Genomic DNA, 17,451 nt, shown 5'->3' on the forward strand with positions numbered 1-17,451 from the left:
ACCGGTGAAACTTTGACACCCGGGTTACAGTTACTCGCCGCTGCCTTCCTGCTCGACCTCATCCTCGCGACGGCGCAACCATGACCGCGCGACCCAGGCGCCGCCGACCCAGATGACCGCCGCCAGAACGATCAGCCCGACGTGCTGCAGCCCGCCGCCGCGCAGGACCTGGACCATCGAATTGCCGGCGAAGGCGGTCAGGGCGATCTTGGGAATAATGCCGATCGCCGTACCGCCGAAGAAGTCGCGGAAGCGCATCGGCGCCACGCCGGCCGCCATGTTGACGACGATGAACGGCGCCGCCGGCACCAGACGCACGATCAGGCTGGCCATGAAGCCGTTGCGGCCGATCAGCTTCATGAACCGCGCCACGCCCTCGCTGGCCACATCGCGGATCAGTCGCCCGCCGAACGCCCGGCCCAGCCAGAAGCCGATGGTCGAGGAGACCAGCGTGCCGATCCAGCTGTAGGCCAGTCCGATCCAGGGACCGAACGCGACGACGGCGGCGGCGATCAGCACGAACTGCGGCACGCCGACAAAGGCCAGCACGGCGAAGGCGCTGACCGCCACGGGCAGAGCCCAGGGTCCGCGGGCGGCGCTGAGCCAGTGCTCGACCGTCGTCTCGCCGTTCAGACCCAGCAACGGGGCGGCGAAGAGGAACACCACGCCCACTCCGCCGAACAGCAGAAAGGCCATGACGACCGTCCGCCAGGCCTTGGCGTCCATGTTCATCAGAAACTGGAAGGCGCGCTTCATCGCCAAGGCCTCGCCGATCATACCCTGAGGGTCAAGCACGAACGCGGCGCATTCGCGGCGGGCGAAGCCACGCGCGAACGCCGCAAAATGGAACAATGATCAGCTAACGGGGCCGATGCCCCATTTCGGGGCCCTTTGCGCATTGACCTTGGTCGCGTTGAGACCAAACGGTTAACAGAACATTGATCGATCAAGGTGATCGGGTGCGATGAAAACCATAGTCGTGACATCCCGGAAAGGCGGCGTCGGGAAGACCACCGTCTCCGTCAATATCGCGCTGGCCGCGTTCGCTGCCGGATCCCGCGTTCTTCTCGCCGACATCGACCCGCAACGATCGGCGACAGACGCCCTGAAAGCCCGCACCAGGCCAGGCCCTTCGCTGGTCGAAACCTCGGCCGGCAAGCTGTTCCAGCTGCACATGGCGGCCGGGCGGGAAGGCGTCGACCTGCTGGTCATCGACACGCCTTCGACCCCCGAGGCCGAGGTCGCCCTTGCGATGAACCTCGCGGACCTCTGTGTGCTGGTCAGCCGTCCCAACTTCCTCGATGTCGCGTCTGTCGTCCGTTCGGCTGATGCCGTGCGGCGTCTGGGTCGGACCGGCGTTGTGGTCCTGAACCAGGCGCCGCCAAGCCGGAAAGGCGTTGAGCCGCCGGCGGTTCTGCGCGCCATCGAGGCCCTGCGGTTCGGCGGTCTGCCGCTGGCGACCGTCGGCCTGCGCGCCCGCGCCGCCTACCAGGCCGCGATCGCCCATGGCGCGTCCGTCGCCGAATGGGCCCCGGACTCGACCGCCGCCCGGGAAATCGCCGGCCTCTGGCGCGACCTGGAGCGGCGCCTCGGGCTGGGGCTGGCCGCCGAGCGGGCCTGACGGGGTCATCCCGGCCGCCGTTTCGTTGCGCCGCAGCACGGGCGCGTCTATGACCCCGGGCAATCCTGACACTCCGAGTCCGGGGAGCCCCGCAGAACCATGTCGATCGAGTCCGAAGCCCTTCGCCGCGTCAAGCCGTCGCCCACGATCGGGGTCAGCGCCAAGGCGCGCGCCCTGAAGGCCGCCGGCCGCGATGTGATCGCCCTCTCCGCCGGCGAACCCGACTTCGACACCCCCGAGAACATCAAGGAAGCGGCCATCGCCGCGATCCGCGCGGGCAAGACCAAGTACACCGACCCGGACGGCATGCCCGAGCTGAAGGCGGCTATCTGCGCCAAGTTCGCCCGCGAGAACGGCCTCACCTATACCCCGGCGCAGATCCATGTCGGCCCGGGCGGCAAGCCAGTGATCTTCAACGCCCTGATGGCCACCCTGAACCCGGGCGACGAGGTGATCATCCCCGCGCCCTACTGGGTGTCCTATCCCGACATGGTCCTGCTGGCCGGCGGCGAGCCGGTGGCGGTGGAGACGACGGTCGAGACCAATTTCAAGCTCGATCCGAAGGCCCTGGAAGCGGCGATCACGCCGCGCACCCGGTGGCTGATCCTCAACAGCCCGTCCAACCCGACCGGCGGCGCCTACAGCCGCGCCGATCTGCAGGCGCTGGCCGATGTGCTGCTGCGCCACCCGCAGGTCTGGGTGCTGACCGACGACATGTACGAACACCTGATGTTCGACGACTTCGAGTTCACCACCATCGCCCAGGTGGAGCCGAGGCTTTACGACCGCACCCTGACCATGAACGGCGTCTCCAAGGCCTACGCCATGACCGGCTGGCGTATCGGCTATGCCGGCGGCCCCGTGGAGCTGATCAAGGCCATGGGCAAGATGATCAGCCAGACGACGTCCAATCCCTCGTCGATCAGCCAGTGGGCGGCTGTCGAGGCGCTGAACGGGCCGCAGGATTTCATCAAGCCCAACGCGAAGCTCTTCCAGACCCGTCGCGACCTTGTCGTGTCGATGCTCAACCAGGCCAGCGGCATCCACTGCCCGACCCCGGAGGGCGCCTTCTATGTCTATCCGTCCGTGGCCGGCCTGATCGGGAAGACCACCCCCGGCGGCAAGGTCATCGAGACCGACGAGGACTTCGCCACCGAGCTGCTCGAGAGCGAGGGCGTGGCCGTGGTCCATGGCGCGGCCTTCGGCCTGTCGCCCTATTTCCGCATCAGCTACGCGACCAGCGAGGATATCCTCGAGGACGCCTGCGGCCGGATCCAGCGCTTCTGCGGAAATTTGAAGTAGGGCCATGGCGGACAGCCCGTTTCAGGACGACATGTGGACGGTCGGCGAAGCCGAGGCCGATGACGGCGTGTCGATGATCGTTCGGTTCCGCTCGCACCTGCCCTCCCCGGCCGCGCGGGAAGAATGGCGCCACCTGATCCAGGTCGGCTGGTCCTGCGAGTCGGCGGACGAAGACGGCATGCCCGATGACATTGAAAGCGGTCTGCAGGACGCTTTCGAGGACGCCGTGCGAACGCAGGTCGAAGCGCGCGGCGACGCCGCCCAGGTCGCCAGCCTGACCGGCGGCGGTGTTCGCGAATGGCGCTACTACACCCGCGATCCCGAGGCCTTTTTCCGCTCGCTGAACGAAGCCCTGGGCAGCCATCCCGAATATCCACTGGAATTCGGGGCCTTCGAAGATCCGGAGTGGGAAGGCCTCTCCGAGCTGCTGCCGCGCCCGAACTGACCTACCAGGCCGGGCCCGCCAAGGCTTTCGCTTCGGCGTCACAGCCTTCCGCCAGCGGACGCGCCTTGATCGCCGCCTCCAGCTCGGCCTTCGCCGCCGCGAAATCTGCCTGGAAGTCCGGGTTGCGCTGTTCCGCCGCCACGAGCGCGGCGCCGATGGTCTGGCCGGCCATGACTGAACTGGAATTGTGCACGCCGCAGACGATCCGGCCGTCGCCGACAGCCCGGCCGCGAACGAGGATCGCGGTGGAACGCTCAGGCAGCATCTCGGCCAGCACCAGCCCCAGCGCCCAACCAAGGGCCGCATGGCCGGACGGATAGTCGAAGTTGTCCTCGGTGGCCGGCAGAGCCCCGCAGGTCTCGCCCGGATCGACCTTGTAGGGTCGTGCCCGGCCATAGGCCCGCTTCGGCCCATAGGTGGCCTGACGGACATCAAGGCCCAGCCGGGTGATCAGGGACATGGTCTTCGGCATGGTCGCCGGGTCGATCTGGACGCCGATGGAGCAACTGAAGTTGACCGCGACCCGCCGCGGCTCGAAGTCAGCCACCGCCAGGTCCCAGCGGGGCGTGCCCTTCATCGCCCGGGTCGCGCGAAAGATCGCCCGATCAGCCTCGGCGCGAGGAGAACCAGACGCCGGCGGCGGACCGATCAGCGCGGCGGCGTCGAACGGCATCTCGCCGAGGTACCCGGATGGCGCAGCCACCTGGGCTACGGCCAGACCGCCCAGGCAAACCGCCGCGAGCAGCCCCGTGACCGCCAGAATCAGGCCGCCCTTCGAATGATGTTGGCTCATGGTTCGCTCTCCCCGACTCCCGCTGATTCAAGGATCACATGATCAGGCAAGACGCGCATAGCCAAAATCCCCCTTGCGCCTCTCCCCACGGAACGGGGCAGGCTTCGTCCCTGACGCTGGCGGAGCCGCACCATGACTGACCTGTTTGATCCTTTCGAGGCCAATGGCCTGCGGCTGCAGAACCGTATCGCCCTGTCGCCCCTGACACGCACCCGGGCCGATATGGCCGGCAAGGTCGGACCGCTGCAGGCGGAGTATTATGCCCAGCGCGCCTCGGCGGGGTTGCTGATCACCGAGGCGACCGCCGTGACGCCCGGCGGTCGCGGCGGCGCCTACTGCCCCGGCCTGTGGGACGACGGCCAGGTCGCCGGCTGGAAGCAGGTGACCGATGCGGTCCATGCGAAGGGCGGACTGATCTTCAGCCAGCTGTGGCATGCCGGGCGGCTGAGCCACTCGTCGCTGTCGAACGGCGCCGGCGCGCCGGTCGCGCCCAGCGTGATGAAGCAGCCGGGCCAGATGTTCGTCGAAAGCGGCTTCGCCGACTATGAGGAAGCCCGCGCCCTCGACATCGCCGAGCTGCCCGGGCTAGTGGACAGCTACCGCCAGGCCGCGGTGCGCGCCAAGGCCGCCGGATTCGACGGGGTGGAGCTGCATGCCGCCCACAGCTATCTGATCGACGCCTTCCTGCGCGACATGACCAACAAGCGGACTGACGCCTATGGCGGTTCAATCGAGAACCGCGCACGGCTCCTGGTCGAGGTGCTGCAGGCGCTGGTCGACGTCTGGGGCCCCGAGCGGACAGCCATTCGCCTGGCCCCCATCGGCCACGCCTACAATGCCTGGGACAGCGACCCCGAGCCGCTGTTCACCTATGTGGTCGAGCAGCTGAACGCCCTGAAGATCGGCTGGCTGGATCTGGTCGAGGGCGACACGGGCATTTCCCGCGACTGCGAACCCTCGTTCGATCTGCAGAAGATCCGCCGGTTGTTCAACGGCGTGACCATCGCCAACAATCTCTACGATCGCGATCTGGCGCTGAAGGCGCGGGCGGAGAATACGGCGGACATGATCGCCTTCGGCAGGGCCTTCATCGGCAATCCGGATCTTGTCGAGCGCCTGCGCCTCGACGCGCCGCTGATCGATGCGCCGCGCCAGAGCTACTACGGCGGCGGCGCGCGCGGCTACACCGACTTTCCGACCCTGGCCGAGGCGGGCTAGGGCCGGGCCCGGCGGATCAGGGTCGAGGGATCGCCACAGCGACGGATCAGCGGGGCCATGGCCCAGCGGATGCCGAGCGAACTGACGCTGAACCGGAAGGTCCCGCTCGAAATAACGATCGGGCCTTTCGCCTGATAAAGGGTCTCGATCGCCCGAAGGGTCGCCAGATCCGTGCCCCGGCCGGTCAACTGCACGACGCCGCGCCAGGGCAACAGAATGGCGTCCAGGCGTACGGCGACGGGATGACGGCCCTCGATGACCGTCAGCACGCCACGCCCGGGCCTCAGGTTGGCCTTGGGTCCATCGATGATGAGCAAATAGCCGGCCTTGGGGCCGGACTGGCAGGTGATGCTGATGCTGGAGCCGTGATCGTCGCCGATGGCGGCCACGGGGTCGTGGCCCGCGCTCTGGCTGATCCACATCCAGCCCCGCGCCTGGGCGGTTGAGGCGCAGACAAGGGCTGACAGAAGCACCAGACCCGCCACGCTGCCTGCCCGGAAGGGCTTCACGAGGCGGCCGTCGGCGGCGGCGGCGGGTGGCGGGATATGACCGCGCGGGCGACCGCGCGCATCAGGTCCTGCCGGGTCTCGAACGAGGCCCGCGACTGGCCGATCATAACGGCGACCGCATAGACCCGGCCGTCCGGCGACGTCAGCAGGCCGACGTCGTTCTGCCCGGTCGCGAGTGATCCCATCACCTGGCCCGTGCCGGTCTTGTGCTGCAGCGTCCAGCCCGGCGCCAGACCGGCCTTGAGCCGCCCGACGCCCGTCTCGGTGCCGGCCATCAGGTGCAACAGAAACGCCGTCGACTCCGGTGACAGCAGCTCGCCCCGTTGTAGCCGTCCGAGAGTGTCGACGATGTCCAGCGGGCTGGCGGCGTCCGGCGGATTGGCCAGATAGGCCTCCAGCGCCGCCCTGCGTTGCGCCTGGGGCAGCTTGTCGCGATCTTCCCAGAAGGCCCGGCCGAAGCTGTATTCCGGCTTCCAGGTCAGGCCGGCGGCGCGGGTCTGCATCTCCTTCTCGCCGGGGCCGAAGCGGATTTCGCCGAGCGACTTGCTGACGATGGCGACCTGCACGGCCCACGGCCCGCCGACCTTGCGGATCAGGGCGTCGTTGGCGGCATTGTCGCTCTGCTGGATCTCCGCGGCCAGCAGCTGGGCGATGCTGGCGCGATAGCCGCCCGGACCGACGCGATCCCGCAGGGGCTGGTGAAAGAGGCTAAGGTCCTCCTTGTGGATCACCACGGTGTCGTCGAGCTTGAAGTCGCCGCGGTCGATGGCGTTCAGCACCGTGATCGCGACCCACAGCTTGCTGACGCTCTGCTGCGGCAGATGGGCCTGGCCGTTGTAGTCGACCGACCAGCCGTTCGCGACATCGAGCACGGCGATGCCGGCCTGGCCGTCAAACGTCTCGCCGAGGCGATCGATGTCCGCTGCCAGCAGCTGTTCCTGGGTCGGCGGCGGCTGGGGCAGAGGCGCGGACAGCAGATCCGCGTGCTGACTCCATGGCGGTGTCGGCGTGGCCGACAGCGCGGTCAGCACGACGCCGCCGATCAATAGTCCGCCCAGAAGTGATCTGCCCCGCGTCATGGCCGCATTTGACCATCGTCCGGGCCGCAGGGCCACCGCTCTAAAGCGTCAGGCGATATCGCGGAAATAGGGCTCGACGGTTCCCTGCAGCTTCACAGTCATCGGATTGCCGTGACGATCGAGAGTCTTGCCCACCGTGAGGCGCACCCAGCCCTCGCTGACGCAGTATTCGTCGACGTTGGTCTTTTCCTCGCCCTTGAAGCGGATGCCCACGCCCCGCTCCAGAATCGCCGGATCGTAGAACGGGCTCTTCGGGTTGGTGGCAAGGCGGTCGGGAGGGGTGTCGCTCATGTCGGTCGGCTTTCAACGCGTGAAGGCGCGGTTGATAGCCACAGTGGCGGCGGATTCCAACCGTCAGCCGTCGATCCAGTCGCTCAGTCCTTCGACACGATGCGCCTCGCGCAGCGCCGGAAGAGCGCGGATCCCTTCAAGGTAGGCCGCGATGCTGGTCCAGCGGGCCGCCGGCCGGGGCATGTTGCGCGACCGGCGCATGAGCATGGCGGCCAGGAAATCGACGGTGGTCAGGCCCTCGCCGATCATGAACCGCCGCCCCGCCAGATGGGCGTCGACGCGGTCGAACGCGGCCTCGATCGTCGTCCGGACCGCATCGCGGTCAACGCCCGCCAGGTCGTCGGGATAAAACCACAGCCGGAAGGCCGGTAGCAGGGTGTTGGCCAGATAGAGCATCCACTCGAGCCAGGCGGCCCGGTCATGGGCGCCGACGGCCGGAGCCAGCTTGGCCGCCGGATGCCGCTCGGCCAGCAGCATCAGCAGCGCCGTCGTCTCGCGGACAGGCGCGCCGTCGACGATCAGGGTCGGCACCTTGCCTTCGGGATTGAGCCTCAGGTAGTCGGGCGACCGGTTCTGGCCGCTGTCGATGTCGGCCCGCTCCAGCTCGAACGGAACCCCCAGCTCCAGCAGCATCCAGTGAACGGCGAGGCTGGCGGCGCCCGGAGACCAGTAGAGTCTGTACACGCGAAAGGCCCCTCGCCTGCTGGAGACGAGGAGCCCTTTCGATCAAAAGCCGGACGCTGTCGAGCGCCTAGTGCTTCTCGCGCCACGCAGCCTTGGCGGCATCGGCGGTGACGTTCAGGTGGACCTTTTCGTCGTCGACGAAATCGACCCACGAGGTCGGGATCAGGTGATGCTTGAAGCCGCCGCCGAGGTCGAACTTGGCCAGCTCGATGTCGGAGCCCAGCACCTTGTCCACCTTGCCGACATGCTTGTCGTCCGAGCCGACCACTTCGAGATGTTCGCGAATTCGAGAGGCATCGATCATAGTCTTGTCTCCGGTCATGAAATGGGCGCCCCGCCTCGGTCATCTAACGGACGCGCCCCTCAACCGGTTGCGCATCGACCACCGTTCTTGTTCAGTCCCGTCCCACGCCAATTGAAGGTTTCGGCATGAAGGCTCTCCTCGTCGCGGCGCTGCTCGCCCTGGTTCCCGCCGCCGCCCTCGCCCGCCCGGGCCTCGACGCCAGCATCGGCCCCGACGGCGTGACCATCACTGACAGCGACCAGCCGGTGCTGTTCTACCGCACCAAGCCCACGGACCCGGCGGTCGAACCCGGGCGGCTGAACTATATCCACCCGCTCTACGCCCCGGACGGCACGATCCTGACCGAGGATCGACCGGCCGTGCTGCCGGAACAGCGCGGCGTATTCTGGGCATGGCGGCAGGTGCGGCTCGGCAGCGAACAGGCCGCGGATGGCTGGGGCATGAAGGGCCTCACCGGGTTCGTGAAACAGACCAACTTCGGCGGCGAGATCGGCGGCGTCGGCATTCTGACCCTGCAGGTAGACTGGATCGTCAACAGTCGGCCCGAGCTGGTGTTTGTCGCCCGCGAGGTGACGAAGCTCCGTATCCAGCCGCTGAAGGACGGTACGCGCCGCATCGACTTCGACACCACCATCACCCCGCTCGTAGACGGTCTGGCGCTCGGCGGCAGCGATGACGCGAAAGGCTATGGCGGATTCGCCGTGCGGCTCGTCGCTCCGGAGAAGCTGGTATTCGCCTCGGCCGGCAAGGCGGTGACGCCGCAGCCGACGCCGGTCACGGCCGGCAGTTCGATGGGCTTCACCTGGCCCGGACAACCCGGTCTGTCAAAATGGGCCGTCGGCATGGCCTGCAAGGTCAACGGCCGGCCGGTCAGCCTGTGGATCCTGCGACGCGAGCCGTCGATGCAGAACTGCGTCTGGCCGGGCCGCGCGCCGGTCGTCCTGACAAAGGACAAACCCCTGCGCCTGCAATCGACACTGATCATTCGCCCGACCGGCCAATGACCGAACCCGTCAACCTGAACCGCTTCCGCAAGGCCAAGGCGAAGACCGAGGCCAAGGCCACGGCGGCGGAGAACCGCGTCCGGTTCGGCCGCTCCAAGGCCGAGCAAACCCGCGTCGAAGCCGAACGCGAGAAGGCCGAGCGCGACCTCGACGGCTCGAAGCGCGACACGTGAAGGGCCTGCTGCAGAAGCGGTCCGTGAACCTGCACGGCCACGCCACATCTCTGGCGCTGGAGCCGGAGTTCTGGGCGGTGCTGGATGCCGCGGCGGCGGCGGACGGCGTCAGTCTGGCCGGGCTGATCGCGCGGATCGACGACGCGCGCGGCGATCGGCCGCTGGCGAGCGCTTGTAGGGTGTTCGCGCTGCAAAACCCGCGCTCCCCGCTACGCGGAGAGGAAAAGGACTAGGCGTCCAGTTTGCGGCTCAGCGGCCGGTCGCGCTGGTCAGCGGGAATGCTCAGATAGGTCGACGGCGGGTTGATGCCCAGCCGCGCGCGGGCCGCCTCGAGGTTCTCGCCGAACAGCTTCACATAGTCGACTTCCGGCAGCCAGGCGGCCTTCTTGCCGTTCCGGAACGCCTCCATGACCGCCTTGCGGTAGGGATGGCCGTTGCCGATCTTCTGGTACTGGTGCGCGCCGGCGTGGGCGATCAGGGCGAAGCCGAGGCTTTTGGTCTGGCTGTAGGAGAAGGCCACCACACAGGCCTCGCCGAGGCCGTCAGTGCCGTAGCCGGTCAGCACATGCCAGACGTCGTGCACATCGCGCATCCGGCGGCCGTACCAGGCGAGCGGATGCGGCGCGTCGATCTCGCCGTCGGCGGTCTTGCGGCTTTCCTCGGCCAGACCCTCGGCGGACAGGCCGCGCGGGGCGATGAAGTTGCGATAGGCCTCGCCGACCGTGCCCGGCCCGAAGGTGTTCAGCCAGGCCGTATTCGACAGCCGCTCGCAGAACTCTTCCCGCTCATAGGCCAGACGGCCGCCCTGCGGCGTCGAGATCAGGCGCCGGTAGCCATTGACCACCGTGTTGCCGGACAGCGCGCGCATGATCTCGAACACCTGGGCGGTGTCTTCCTTGTCCTTGATCAGCTTGCCGAGCGCCCGCGCCGCGCGCAGCGGCTGCAGGCGGAAGGCATTGCGGTCACGAGCGGTCGTCGCGGCGCGCGGGGCGTCGGTAGCGGGCGCGGAATCAAAGGCCATGGGAGCGTTCCTGAGAAGTGCAGGACCGAAGATGACGACCCCGTCATCTTTTTGCAAGGGCCTCGCATTCACAGACCCGCCACCGTGACTTTTTCGCCGCGACTATTGCGGGTTGGGCAACGGCGCGTCCGGCAGTTTCGGCGCGTCAGGCAGCTGAGGCGCCTCGATCTTCACGTCGATCGACTTGTCCGGAACGGGCGATCGTCCGGAGTAGATCATGAAGGCGACGATCGCGACAACGACGACCAGGCCGCCGACGATGAAGGCCAGGACGGGCGAGCCGCCGCCAGAAGATTGTTCAGCCATGGAGTGTTTCCTTCCCGGAAGCATGTGATGCGCATAACGGCGCGCGATCATCGCCGGTTCCGCTTAAGCGCGGCGCGGCGTGTGCTACATATGTTCCGATGTCCGACTCTCCCCTGCCCCAACCCCGCATCAGCGACCTGGCCCGTGTCGACGGCGCACCCGGCTATCTCGACGGCCTGAACCCCGAGCAGCGCGCGGCGGTCGAGGCTGTCGACGGGCCCGTGCTCGTGCTGGCCGGCGCCGGCACCGGCAAGACCCGCGTGCTGACCACTCGCCTGGCGCACATCCTCGCCAGCGGCCGGGCCCGGCCCTGGGAGCTGCTGGCGGTCACCTTCACCAACAAGGCCGCGCGCGAGATGCGCGAGCGGATCACCCACATCATCGGCCCGCAGGCCGAGGGGCTGCGCTGGCTGGGCACCTTCCACTCGGTGGCCGCCCAGATCCTGCGCCGCCATGCCGAGCTGGTCGGTCTGAAGTCGAGCTACACCATCCTGGACGACGACGACCAGGAACGGCTGATCAAGCAGATCCTCCAGGCCGAGAACATCGACGCCAAGCGCTGGACGCCCAAGACCCTGTCCGGCCTGATCGACCACTGGAAGAACCGCGGCTGGACGCCGGACCGGTTGCCGCCGTCGGAAGGCGCGGTGTTCGCCAACAATCGCGGCCAGCAGCTGTACCGGATGTACCAGGAGCGCCTGCGGGTGCTGAACGCCTGCGACTTCGGCGACCTGTTGTTGCACAACCTGACGATATTCCAGCAACACCCTGATGTACTTGCGGAATATCACGACCGCTTCCGCTACATCCTCGTCGACGAATACCAGGACACCAACGTCGCCCAGTACCTCTGGCTCCGGCTGCTGGCGCAGAAGCGGCAGAACGTCTGCTGCGTCGGCGACGACGACCAGTCGATCTACGGCTGGCGCGGGGCGGAGGTGGACAACATCCTGCGCTTCGAGCGCGACTTCCCCGGCGCGGCCGTCATCCGGCTGGAGCGCAACTACCGTTCCACCAGCCATATCCTCGCCGCCGCCAGCGGCCTGATCGCGGTCAACAAGGGCCGCCTCGGCAAGACCCTGTGGACCGACCAGGACGGCGGCGAGAAGGTCCGGGTGCGCGGCGTCTGGGACGGCGAGGCTGAGAGCCGCCTCGTCGCCGAGGAGATCGAGCGCTGGAAGAAGGACGGCCGCAAGTTCCGCGACGCCGCCATCCTCGTTCGGGCCAGCTTCCAGATGCGAGCGTTCGAAGAGCGCTTCGTCATGCTGCAGATCCCCTACACGGTGGTCGGCGGACCGCGCTTCTTCGAACGGGCCGAGATCCGCGACGCCCACGCCTATCTGCGGCTGGTCCAGTCGCCGGACGACGATCTGGCCTTCGAGCGGATCATCAACGTGCCCAAGCGGGGCATCGGCGACACCACGGTGCAGAAGATCCTGCAGATCGCCCGGGGCGGGGGCGTTTCGGCGGTGACGGCCGCGCGCGGGATCGTCCAGACCGACGAGCTGGCGGCCCGCACCCGCACGGCGCTGGCCACCTTCATCCGCGATCTCGACCGCTGGAGCCACCAGTCGGCGACCGGCACGCATCACGATCGCCTGACCGAGATGATCCTCGAGGAAAGCGGCTACACGGACGCCCTGCGCCTCGACAAGGGACCGACCAGCCAGACCCGGCTGGAGAACCTCAAGGAGCTGGTCCAGGCGATGGCCGCCTTCGAAACGCTCGGCGACTACCTTGAACATGTCTCGCTGGTCATGGACCTCGACCGGGGCCGGGGCGACGACGCGGTGCAGATCATGACGCTGCACGCGGCCAAGGGGCTGGAGTTCCCGCTGGTCTTCCTGCCGGGCTGGGAGGAAGGCGTCTTCCCCAGCCAGCGCAGCATGGACGAGTCCGGCGAGAAGGGCCTCGAGGAAGAACGCCGCCTGGCCTACGTCGGCGTGACCCGGGCCCGTGAGGAGGCGCGCATCAGTTTCGTCGCCAACCGCATGGTCTACGGCCGCTGGACAAGCCAGCTGCCCAGCCGTTTCGTCGACGAACTGCCGCTGGCCAATGTCGAGGCCAGCAGCGAGACCGGCTACTACGGCGGCGGCCCGGGCATGGCCCAGCCGACCTCCAGCCGCTGGGACGACGACCGCACCTTCGGCGCCGGCTACTCCTCCCCCGGCTGGAAGCGCGCCCAGGAGCGCGGCTACCACGGCGGCCCGGCCGGCCGCACCCAGGTGCTGGAAGGCGAAGGCAGGCTGGTGGCAGTGTCGGAAAGCTCGGCCGCGAGCGACTACAAGCGCGGCGACCGCGTGTTCCACATCAAGTTCGGCTACGGCAAGGTGACGGCGGTCGAAGGCAACAAGCTGAGCGTCAGCTTCGACAAGGCCGGCGACAAGAAGGTGCTCGACGGGTTCGTGGAGAAGGGGTGAGCCTCAGCTGTTCCCTTCCCCGCTGTAGAGAACTGTCTCCCACACCGCGACCACCAGCAGGACCCCCGTCGCCAGCCAGCTGAGCGTCAGCGGCGTGACCTGCCCCACGACCGCCGCCAGCACGCCCAGCAACCCCAGGCCGACCATCCGCGACAGCGCCCAGCGCTTCCAGATGCTCAGCTTGAACAGCAGGCTGCCGAGCAGGAACAGGGCGGGCCCGCCGAGCAGGGCCAGGGCCGTCGGCAGGTCGGTGTGGCCCGCTGGATGCGCCAGCACCCACTCGTCGGCCACCGCCGAGACGATGATCCCGGCGACCAGCAGGATGTGGACATAGGTATAGGCCAGCCGGGCGATGCGCCCGGGGTCGTCGGACCTGAAGATCTCCTCGCTGGCGGCCTCCGCGTTGGCGGCGAAGTAGATCCACCACATGGCCAGGGTGGCGACGAAGGCGCTGGCGAACGCGCTGATCGTCAGCGGCGACCAGACCGGCTGGCCGGCGAACGTCGCACCGGTGACGAGGATCGATTCTCCGAGCGCGATGATGATGAACAGGCCGCAGCGCTCGGCCAGGTGGCCGCCTTCGACGGTCCAGTCCGAGACGTTGGAGGCGCCCATGACCGGCACCCAGAAGCGCGCGGCCGGCCCGACGTACTCAATGCCCAGCGCAAGCGCCCACCAGGCCAACCGCGTCTGGGGATCGGCCAGGCCGCCGACGATCCAGAAGCCGGCCGCAATCGTCAGCCAGACCAGGATGCGGATGAAGTTGCGGTACTGGACCTCCTGGTGACGCATGGCCCAGCAGATGAACGCCGTGCGGCTGATCTGGATGAATCCGTAGGCGACGGCGAAGGCCAGGCCGCGACCACCGAAAGCCTCAGGCAAGGCCGCCGACAGCACCACGCCCGCCGCCATCAGGGCGAACAGCACACCCCGCACCAGCCGATGTTCGACGTCGAGCCAGTTGGTCGCCCAGGTCGTGTACATCCACGACCACCAGACGGCCATCATCAGCAGCGTGACGTGAACCAGTCCCTCAAAGGTCGGCTTGGCCATCAGGCTGTGGCTGAGCTGGGTGACGGCGAAGACGAAGACCAGGTCGAAGAACAGTTCGACGAAGCCCACGCGGGCATGACCGCCATCGCGGTTTCTCAGCAGCCCGCCTCGTGGTCCCGCCATGGCGCCCTCACCCGTTTCGGGCCGAGCCTAGCCGCGAATCCCGCGCCGCCGCCAGAGCGCCGGGCGCAACCATCCGCCGCTTGCGACGCTGTGCCTGCGACGCGCGACGGAGACGACCATGATGCTCATCCCCCTGATGCTGGCCGGCACGCTGGCGTTTGGTCACGGCCAGGCCGTCGACCAGCGGCCCTACGCCGCCGGCCGCTCGAACGCGATCATTGAGGCCGCCCGAAGCCAGGGCGCGGTCGCGGCGGAGCCGGAGGCGACCTCGGTCCGCTATCCCAGCGCCGATGGCGACATCCTGGCCGGTATGGGCCAGCCGATGAGCGCCTCGCCCATGACGCCGAAGAAGCCCGTCGCGGCTGTGTTTCCGCCGATGAGCCCGCCACCGTCGACGGACCGATACAGCACGGATTCATCGGGTTTGCTCGGTGGGCCGAAACACTAGCGAAGGCTGCTCCCCCCTCGGGGGAGCTGTCGGCGGAGCCGACTGAGGGGGTCCCCCGAAACGTCGGCCGTCATCTGAGCGGACCCCCTCCGGCCCGGCTTCGCCGGCCCACCTCCCCCGATGGGGAGGATCCGTCCCCACTTGGCAAATCCCTTGCAGGCGAGTTCCAGACTGCGCCGCATAGGGACACCCGGCATGACCGACCGCATTCTTCCGCCGCTCTCCGCCGACCAGAAGACGGTCGTCCGCAAGGAGATCCTGCGCTTCAACCACCGGCTGGAAGAGACGGGCCTGTTCACCGACGAGGCCCTGGCGCGGCTCATCGACGAGCACCCGCGCGACGAGGTGACGGTCTGCACCATGCAGCCCAACCCGCCGGCCGATGAGCCGTGGATCGCGGGCGACGCCGGCGATCTCAGCGGCGCGGAACTGGTCGAGGCGGCCCGCAGGGGCGCGCTCTGGGTGTCTCCTCGCAGCGCGATGACGAAGAACCCGCGCTACAAGGTCGTGTTTGACAAGTTGATGGGCGAGTTCTCGAAGGAAACGGGCCTGCCGGCGCTGACCGCCAACGCGGCGGTGCTGATCTCCAGCCCGCGCATGGGCATCTTCTTCCACGTCGATCCAGCCGAGACGATGCTGTGGCATGTCCGCGGCCACAAGACGATCCACGTCTATCCGCCGCGCCAGGACATCGTGACCGAGGCGGCGCTGGAAGCCATTCTGCTCAAGGAAAACCTGTCCGACCTGCCGTGGAGCGCGTCGTTCGAGGACCACGGCGTCCCCGTCCAGCTGGAGCCGGGCCAGGCGGCCTTCTGGCCGCAGCATTCGCCGCACCGCGTGGTCAACGGCGACGACCTGAACGTCTCGATTTCGGTCGAGTTCTCCTCGCCGCAGTCGATGCTGACCAACAGCGTCTTCTACACCAACGGCAGGCTGCGCCGCGCCGCCGGCTGGGCTCCGAAGTCGCGTGGCCCGGCCCAGCTGCTGGCGCCGGCCTATCTGCTGGCGGCCCGTGCGCTGAAGTCCTGGGCTCCGCCGGCCATCAACGTCGAACGGGCCCACGTCCGCCGGTTCGACGTCGACCTGTCGGCCCCCGGCTGCATCCGCTGGCGCGACGGAATGGCCCCGGACTGGGCGCGCCCGGCCCGCGCACCGCGCAAGGCCGCGTGACGGCGGGCGTCCCTCCCGCGAGAGCCCGTCAGGCGGAAGTGGGCCCGGTTCCGCCGCCCCGACGGGCTCTCCAGCCAAAGATTAGACCCTTTTTGTCCGGATCGGATGTTCATCCGATCCGGAAAGGGTCTATGGGACGCCATGACCGAGCAAGCTCTCCAGATCATCGCCCGGGGCCCGCGCGCCCTGGCCGAGGCCGCCGCCGACGCCCTTGACGCCAATCCCATGCTGGAAGGCGCCACCTACTCGATCCTTGAAGAGGACGAGGACAAGGGGATCTGGCGCATCGACGCCTTCCCCACCTCGACCGAGGAGGCCGAGGGCATCGAGGCCAGCCTGATCGCCTCGGGCGGCCTGACCGTGATCGTGGAGGCCCTGGCAGACGCCGACTGGCTGGCCATGGCCCTGTCTGGCCTGCCGCCGGTTCGCGAGGGCCGCTTCTTCGTCTATGGCGTTCACGACACCGGCCGGGCTCCCGTCAACGCGGTGAAGCTGCGCATCGAGGCCGGTGCTGCCTTCGGCACGGGCCACCACGGCACCACGGCCGGCTGTCTCAAGGCCTATGACGACCTGCTGAAGTCCCGCCGGTTCGGCCGCGTGCTCGACGTGGGCTGCGGCACCGGCGTGCTGGCGATCGCCGCCGCCCGCACCGGCTCGAAGAAAGCGGTCGGCACCGATATCGACGGCCCGTCGGTGCGCATTGCCAACGAGAACGCCATCGAGAACGCGGCGAAAGCGCGTTTCGTCCACGCCTCCGGCCTGAACCACCGGCTGGTGCGCCAGGACGCGCCCTACGACCTCGTGTTCGCCAATATCCTCGCGCCGCCGCTGGTCGCCCTGGCGCAGGACATCAAGGGCGCCCTGCGGCCGGGCGGCATGGCCATCCTGTCGGGTCTGCTGCGCACGCAGGAGCGCCGTGTCAAAGCGGCCTACCTGTCCAAGGGCTTCCGCGTCGTGCGCCGCATCCACCGCGACGCCTGGGCGACGCTGGTGCTGCAGCGGGCCTGACCGGAACCGCCGTCACGGCCCGGCGTTAGTCCTGCGGTCGGGGGCTGATCCCCACGGAGGGCCGCCCATGACCTACACCGATCCCCAGACTCCGCCTCCGGGCGACAGCCGCGCCGCCGGTGTGCGCAGCGGAAACGCCACGCCATGGGTTGTGGCCGCCGTCGTGGCGGTCGTCGCCATCATCGCTGTCGCCTTCATGGTGACCAGCCAGACGCCGGCGGAGCCCGATTCGACCGCCATCACCCAGGCGCAGGATCTTGGCCGTGCCGAAGGCGCCCTCGCCGGGGCCCAGGCAAACCTCGACATGGCTCGTGACGCGGCCAGCGCGAGGGCCGATCAAACTACAGCTGAAGCCGCCAGGGCTGCCGGTGACGCCCGAGCCGCCGCCGATCAGGCCGCGCAGAGCGCCAGCGACGCCGCCGTCATCGGCCGCTCGCAGACGACCGACACGCCGCCGCCTGAGCCGCTGCCGCAGTAGG

The 17,451-nt window shown here is 68.4% G+C and carries 22 protein-coding genes; 12 read left to right on the forward strand and 10 right to left on the reverse strand.

Annotation, left to right across the window (positions count from 1 at the left end; translation table 11 throughout):
- Window positions 1–30 precede the first annotated feature (30 nt).
- Entirely contained in the window at window positions 31–756 is a 726-nt protein-coding gene (locus tag ACODSL_RS10990) for a TVP38/TMEM64 family protein (RefSeq protein ID WP_488900829.1), read from the reverse strand.
- Between the two features lie 208 nt (window positions 757–964).
- Between ACODSL_RS10990 and ACODSL_RS10995 the strand changes: the two genes are divergently transcribed.
- The 3 genes from ACODSL_RS10995 (at window position 965) to ACODSL_RS11005 (ending at window position 3,368) form a co-directional block, all read left to right on the forward strand.
- Window positions 965–1,621, forward strand: coding sequence for an AAA family ATPase (locus ACODSL_RS10995; protein ID WP_488900715.1), 657 nt, complete (start codon window positions 965–967; stop codon window positions 1,619–1,621).
- Between the two features lie 99 nt (window positions 1,622–1,720).
- Window positions 1,721–2,923 (forward strand): pyridoxal phosphate-dependent aminotransferase, encoded by a 1,203-nt coding sequence (locus tag ACODSL_RS11000; RefSeq protein WP_488900716.1) that lies wholly within the window; start codon window positions 1,721–1,723, stop codon window positions 2,921–2,923.
- Window positions 2,924–2,927: 4 nt separating this feature from the next.
- A complete protein-coding gene (locus ACODSL_RS11005; RefSeq protein WP_488900717.1) occupies window positions 2,928–3,368 on the forward strand; it encodes a DUF695 domain-containing protein in 441 nt (146 codons plus the stop codon).
- A 1-nt stretch (window position 3,369) separates the two neighbouring features.
- Here the strand turns inward: ACODSL_RS11005 and ACODSL_RS11010 are convergent, their stop codons facing one another.
- Complete coding sequence (locus ACODSL_RS11010; RefSeq protein WP_488900718.1) at window positions 3,370–4,161, reverse strand: acid phosphatase; 792 nt, start codon at window positions 4,159–4,161, stop codon at window positions 3,370–3,372.
- 132 nt (window positions 4,162–4,293) lie between these two features.
- On the opposite strand from ACODSL_RS11010, the gene ACODSL_RS11015 reads away from it, so the two are divergent.
- The gene (locus ACODSL_RS11015; RefSeq protein ID WP_488900719.1) at window positions 4,294–5,379 is read left to right on the forward strand and encodes an alkene reductase; all 1,086 of its coding nucleotides are present in this window, start codon (window positions 4,294–4,296) and stop codon (window positions 5,377–5,379) included.
- On the opposite strand, the gene ACODSL_RS11020 is transcribed toward ACODSL_RS11015, so the two are convergent.
- The 5 genes from ACODSL_RS11020 to ACODSL_RS11040 all read right to left on the reverse strand — a co-directional run bounded on the left by ACODSL_RS11020 (window position 5,376) and on the right by ACODSL_RS11040 (window position 8,246).
- Window positions 5,376–5,852, reverse strand: coding sequence for a hypothetical protein (locus ACODSL_RS11020; protein ID WP_488900720.1), 477 nt, complete (start codon window positions 5,850–5,852; stop codon window positions 5,376–5,378). The two genes, ACODSL_RS11015 and ACODSL_RS11020, sit on opposite strands and share 4 nt — an antisense overlap.
- A gap of 32 nt (window positions 5,853–5,884) precedes the next feature.
- Window positions 5,885–6,967 (reverse strand): class A beta-lactamase, encoded by a 1,083-nt coding sequence (gene bla, locus ACODSL_RS11025; RefSeq protein WP_488900721.1) that lies wholly within the window; start codon window positions 6,965–6,967, stop codon window positions 5,885–5,887.
- 48 nt (window positions 6,968–7,015) lie between these two features.
- Window positions 7,016–7,258 carry a DUF3297 family protein gene (locus ACODSL_RS11030; protein WP_488900722.1) on the reverse strand — a complete coding sequence of 81 codons (243 nt, stop codon included), beginning with the start codon at window positions 7,256–7,258 and terminating at the stop codon, window positions 7,016–7,018.
- A gap of 63 nt (window positions 7,259–7,321) precedes the next feature.
- On the reverse strand, window positions 7,322–7,942 hold the full coding sequence (locus ACODSL_RS11035) for a glutathione S-transferase family protein (protein WP_488900723.1): 621 nt from the start codon (window positions 7,940–7,942) through the stop codon (window positions 7,322–7,324).
- Between the two features lie 67 nt (window positions 7,943–8,009).
- Entirely contained in the window at window positions 8,010–8,246 is a 237-nt protein-coding gene (locus ACODSL_RS11040; RefSeq protein ID WP_488900724.1) for a DUF2171 domain-containing protein, read from the reverse strand.
- A gap of 125 nt (window positions 8,247–8,371) precedes the next feature.
- Here ACODSL_RS11040 and ACODSL_RS11045 point away from each other — a divergent pair, with 125 nt between their 5' ends.
- The 3 genes from ACODSL_RS11045 to ACODSL_RS11055 are packed head-to-tail and all read left to right on the forward strand — an operon-like array spanning window position 8,372 to window position 9,656.
- On the forward strand, window positions 8,372–9,250 hold the full coding sequence (locus ACODSL_RS11045; protein ID WP_488900725.1) for a DUF6807 family protein: 879 nt from the start codon (window positions 8,372–8,374) through the stop codon (window positions 9,248–9,250).
- The gene (locus ACODSL_RS11050) at window positions 9,247–9,423 is read left to right on the forward strand and encodes a DUF4169 family protein (RefSeq protein WP_488900726.1); all 177 of its coding nucleotides are present in this window, start codon (window positions 9,247–9,249) and stop codon (window positions 9,421–9,423) included. The genes ACODSL_RS11045 and ACODSL_RS11050 overlap by 4 nt, the downstream gene beginning before the upstream one ends.
- 5 nt (window positions 9,424–9,428) lie before the next feature.
- Window positions 9,429–9,656: a ribbon-helix-helix domain-containing protein gene (locus ACODSL_RS11055; protein WP_488900830.1), complete on the forward strand. Its 228-nt coding sequence runs from the start codon at window positions 9,429–9,431 to the stop codon at window positions 9,654–9,656.
- Here the strand turns inward: ACODSL_RS11055 and ACODSL_RS11060 are convergent.
- Together ACODSL_RS11060 and ACODSL_RS11065 are read right to left on the reverse strand one after the other, a co-directional pair.
- Window positions 9,653–10,444, reverse strand: a complete 792-nt coding sequence (locus ACODSL_RS11060; protein WP_488900727.1) for a Coq4 family protein — start codon at window positions 10,442–10,444, stop codon at window positions 9,653–9,655. The genes ACODSL_RS11055 and ACODSL_RS11060 overlap by 4 nt on opposite strands.
- A gap of 102 nt (window positions 10,445–10,546) precedes the next feature.
- Complete coding sequence (locus ACODSL_RS11065; protein ID WP_488900728.1) at window positions 10,547–10,750, reverse strand: hypothetical protein; 204 nt, start codon at window positions 10,748–10,750, stop codon at window positions 10,547–10,549.
- Window positions 10,751–10,848: 98 nt separating this feature from the next.
- Here ACODSL_RS11065 and ACODSL_RS11070 point away from each other — a divergent pair, with 98 nt between their 5' ends.
- Window positions 10,849–13,170, forward strand: coding sequence for an ATP-dependent helicase (locus ACODSL_RS11070; protein ID WP_488900729.1), 2,322 nt, complete (start codon window positions 10,849–10,851; stop codon window positions 13,168–13,170).
- Between the two features lie 3 nt (window positions 13,171–13,173).
- Here ACODSL_RS11070 and ACODSL_RS11075 read toward each other — a convergent pair whose 3' ends face one another.
- On the reverse strand, window positions 13,174–14,346 hold the full coding sequence (locus ACODSL_RS11075) for a low temperature requirement protein A (RefSeq protein WP_488900730.1): 1,173 nt from the start codon (window positions 14,344–14,346) through the stop codon (window positions 13,174–13,176).
- Window positions 14,347–14,464: 118 nt separating this feature from the next.
- Here ACODSL_RS11075 and ACODSL_RS11080 point away from each other — a divergent pair, with 118 nt between their 5' ends.
- From ACODSL_RS11080 to ACODSL_RS11095, 4 genes are all read left to right on the forward strand, one after another.
- Window positions 14,465–14,794, forward strand: a complete 330-nt coding sequence (locus ACODSL_RS11080) for a hypothetical protein (protein WP_488900731.1) — start codon at window positions 14,465–14,467, stop codon at window positions 14,792–14,794.
- Between the two features lie 195 nt (window positions 14,795–14,989).
- Entirely contained in the window at window positions 14,990–15,964 is a 975-nt protein-coding gene (locus tag ACODSL_RS11085) for a hypothetical protein (protein WP_488900732.1), read from the forward strand.
- A 141-nt stretch (window positions 15,965–16,105) separates the two neighbouring features.
- Window positions 16,106–16,972, forward strand: coding sequence for a 50S ribosomal protein L11 methyltransferase (locus ACODSL_RS11090; RefSeq protein ID WP_488900733.1), 867 nt, complete (start codon window positions 16,106–16,108; stop codon window positions 16,970–16,972).
- A 67-nt stretch (window positions 16,973–17,039) separates the two neighbouring features.
- The gene (locus ACODSL_RS11095; RefSeq protein WP_488900734.1) at window positions 17,040–17,450 is read left to right on the forward strand and encodes a hypothetical protein; all 411 of its coding nucleotides are present in this window, start codon (window positions 17,040–17,042) and stop codon (window positions 17,448–17,450) included.
- The last annotated feature ends 1 nt before the right edge of the window (window position 17,451 follow it).

Source organism: Caulobacter sp. FG121 (genome assembly GCF_057809815.1).

Bases quoted from the DNA above. Each gene is read 5' to 3' on its own strand.
- ACODSL_RS11050 (WP_488900726.1), top strand. From the start codon at position 9,247: ATGACCGAACCCGTCAACCTGAACCGCTTCCGCAAGGCCAAGGCGAAG.
- ACODSL_RS11045 (WP_488900725.1), top strand. From the start codon at position 8,372: ATGAAGGCTCTCCTCGTCGCGGCGCTGCTCGCCCTGGTTCCCGCCGCC.
- ACODSL_RS11085 (WP_488900732.1), top strand. From the start codon at position 14,990: ATGACCGACCGCATTCTTCCGCCGCTCTCCGCCGACCAGAAGACGGTC.
- ACODSL_RS11030 (WP_488900722.1), bottom strand. From the start codon at position 7,258: ATGAGCGACACCCCTCCCGACCGCCTTGCCACCAACCCGAAGAGCCCG.
- ACODSL_RS10990 (WP_488900829.1), bottom strand. From the start codon at position 756: ATGAAGCGCGCCTTCCAGTTTCTGATGAACATGGACGCCAAGGCCTGG.
- ACODSL_RS11015 (WP_488900719.1), top strand. From the start codon at position 4,294: ATGACTGACCTGTTTGATCCTTTCGAGGCCAATGGCCTGCGGCTGCAG.
- ACODSL_RS10995 (WP_488900715.1), top strand. From the start codon at position 965: ATGAAAACCATAGTCGTGACATCCCGGAAAGGCGGCGTCGGGAAGACC.
- ACODSL_RS11060 (WP_488900727.1), bottom strand. From the start codon at position 10,444: ATGGCCTTTGATTCCGCGCCCGCTACCGACGCCCCGCGCGCCGCGACG.
- bla (WP_488900721.1), bottom strand. From the start codon at position 6,967: ATGACGCGGGGCAGATCACTTCTGGGCGGACTATTGATCGGCGGCGTC.
- ACODSL_RS11075 (WP_488900730.1), bottom strand. From the start codon at position 14,346: ATGGCGGGACCACGAGGCGGGCTGCTGAGAAACCGCGATGGCGGTCAT.
- ACODSL_RS11080 (WP_488900731.1), top strand. From the start codon at position 14,465: ATGATGCTCATCCCCCTGATGCTGGCCGGCACGCTGGCGTTTGGTCAC.
- ACODSL_RS11070 (WP_488900729.1), top strand. From the start codon at position 10,849: ATGTCCGACTCTCCCCTGCCCCAACCCCGCATCAGCGACCTGGCCCGT.
- ACODSL_RS11090 (WP_488900733.1), top strand. From the start codon at position 16,106: ATGACCGAGCAAGCTCTCCAGATCATCGCCCGGGGCCCGCGCGCCCTG.
- ACODSL_RS11000 (WP_488900716.1), top strand. From the start codon at position 1,721: ATGTCGATCGAGTCCGAAGCCCTTCGCCGCGTCAAGCCGTCGCCCACG.
- ACODSL_RS11065 (WP_488900728.1), bottom strand. From the start codon at position 10,750: ATGGCTGAACAATCTTCTGGCGGCGGCTCGCCCGTCCTGGCCTTCATC.
- ACODSL_RS11010 (WP_488900718.1), bottom strand. From the start codon at position 4,161: ATGAGCCAACATCATTCGAAGGGCGGCCTGATTCTGGCGGTCACGGGG.
- ACODSL_RS11005 (WP_488900717.1), top strand. From the start codon at position 2,928: ATGGCGGACAGCCCGTTTCAGGACGACATGTGGACGGTCGGCGAAGCC.
- ACODSL_RS11040 (WP_488900724.1), bottom strand. From the start codon at position 8,246: ATGATCGATGCCTCTCGAATTCGCGAACATCTCGAAGTGGTCGGCTCG.
- ACODSL_RS11095 (WP_488900734.1), top strand. From the start codon at position 17,040: ATGACCTACACCGATCCCCAGACTCCGCCTCCGGGCGACAGCCGCGCC.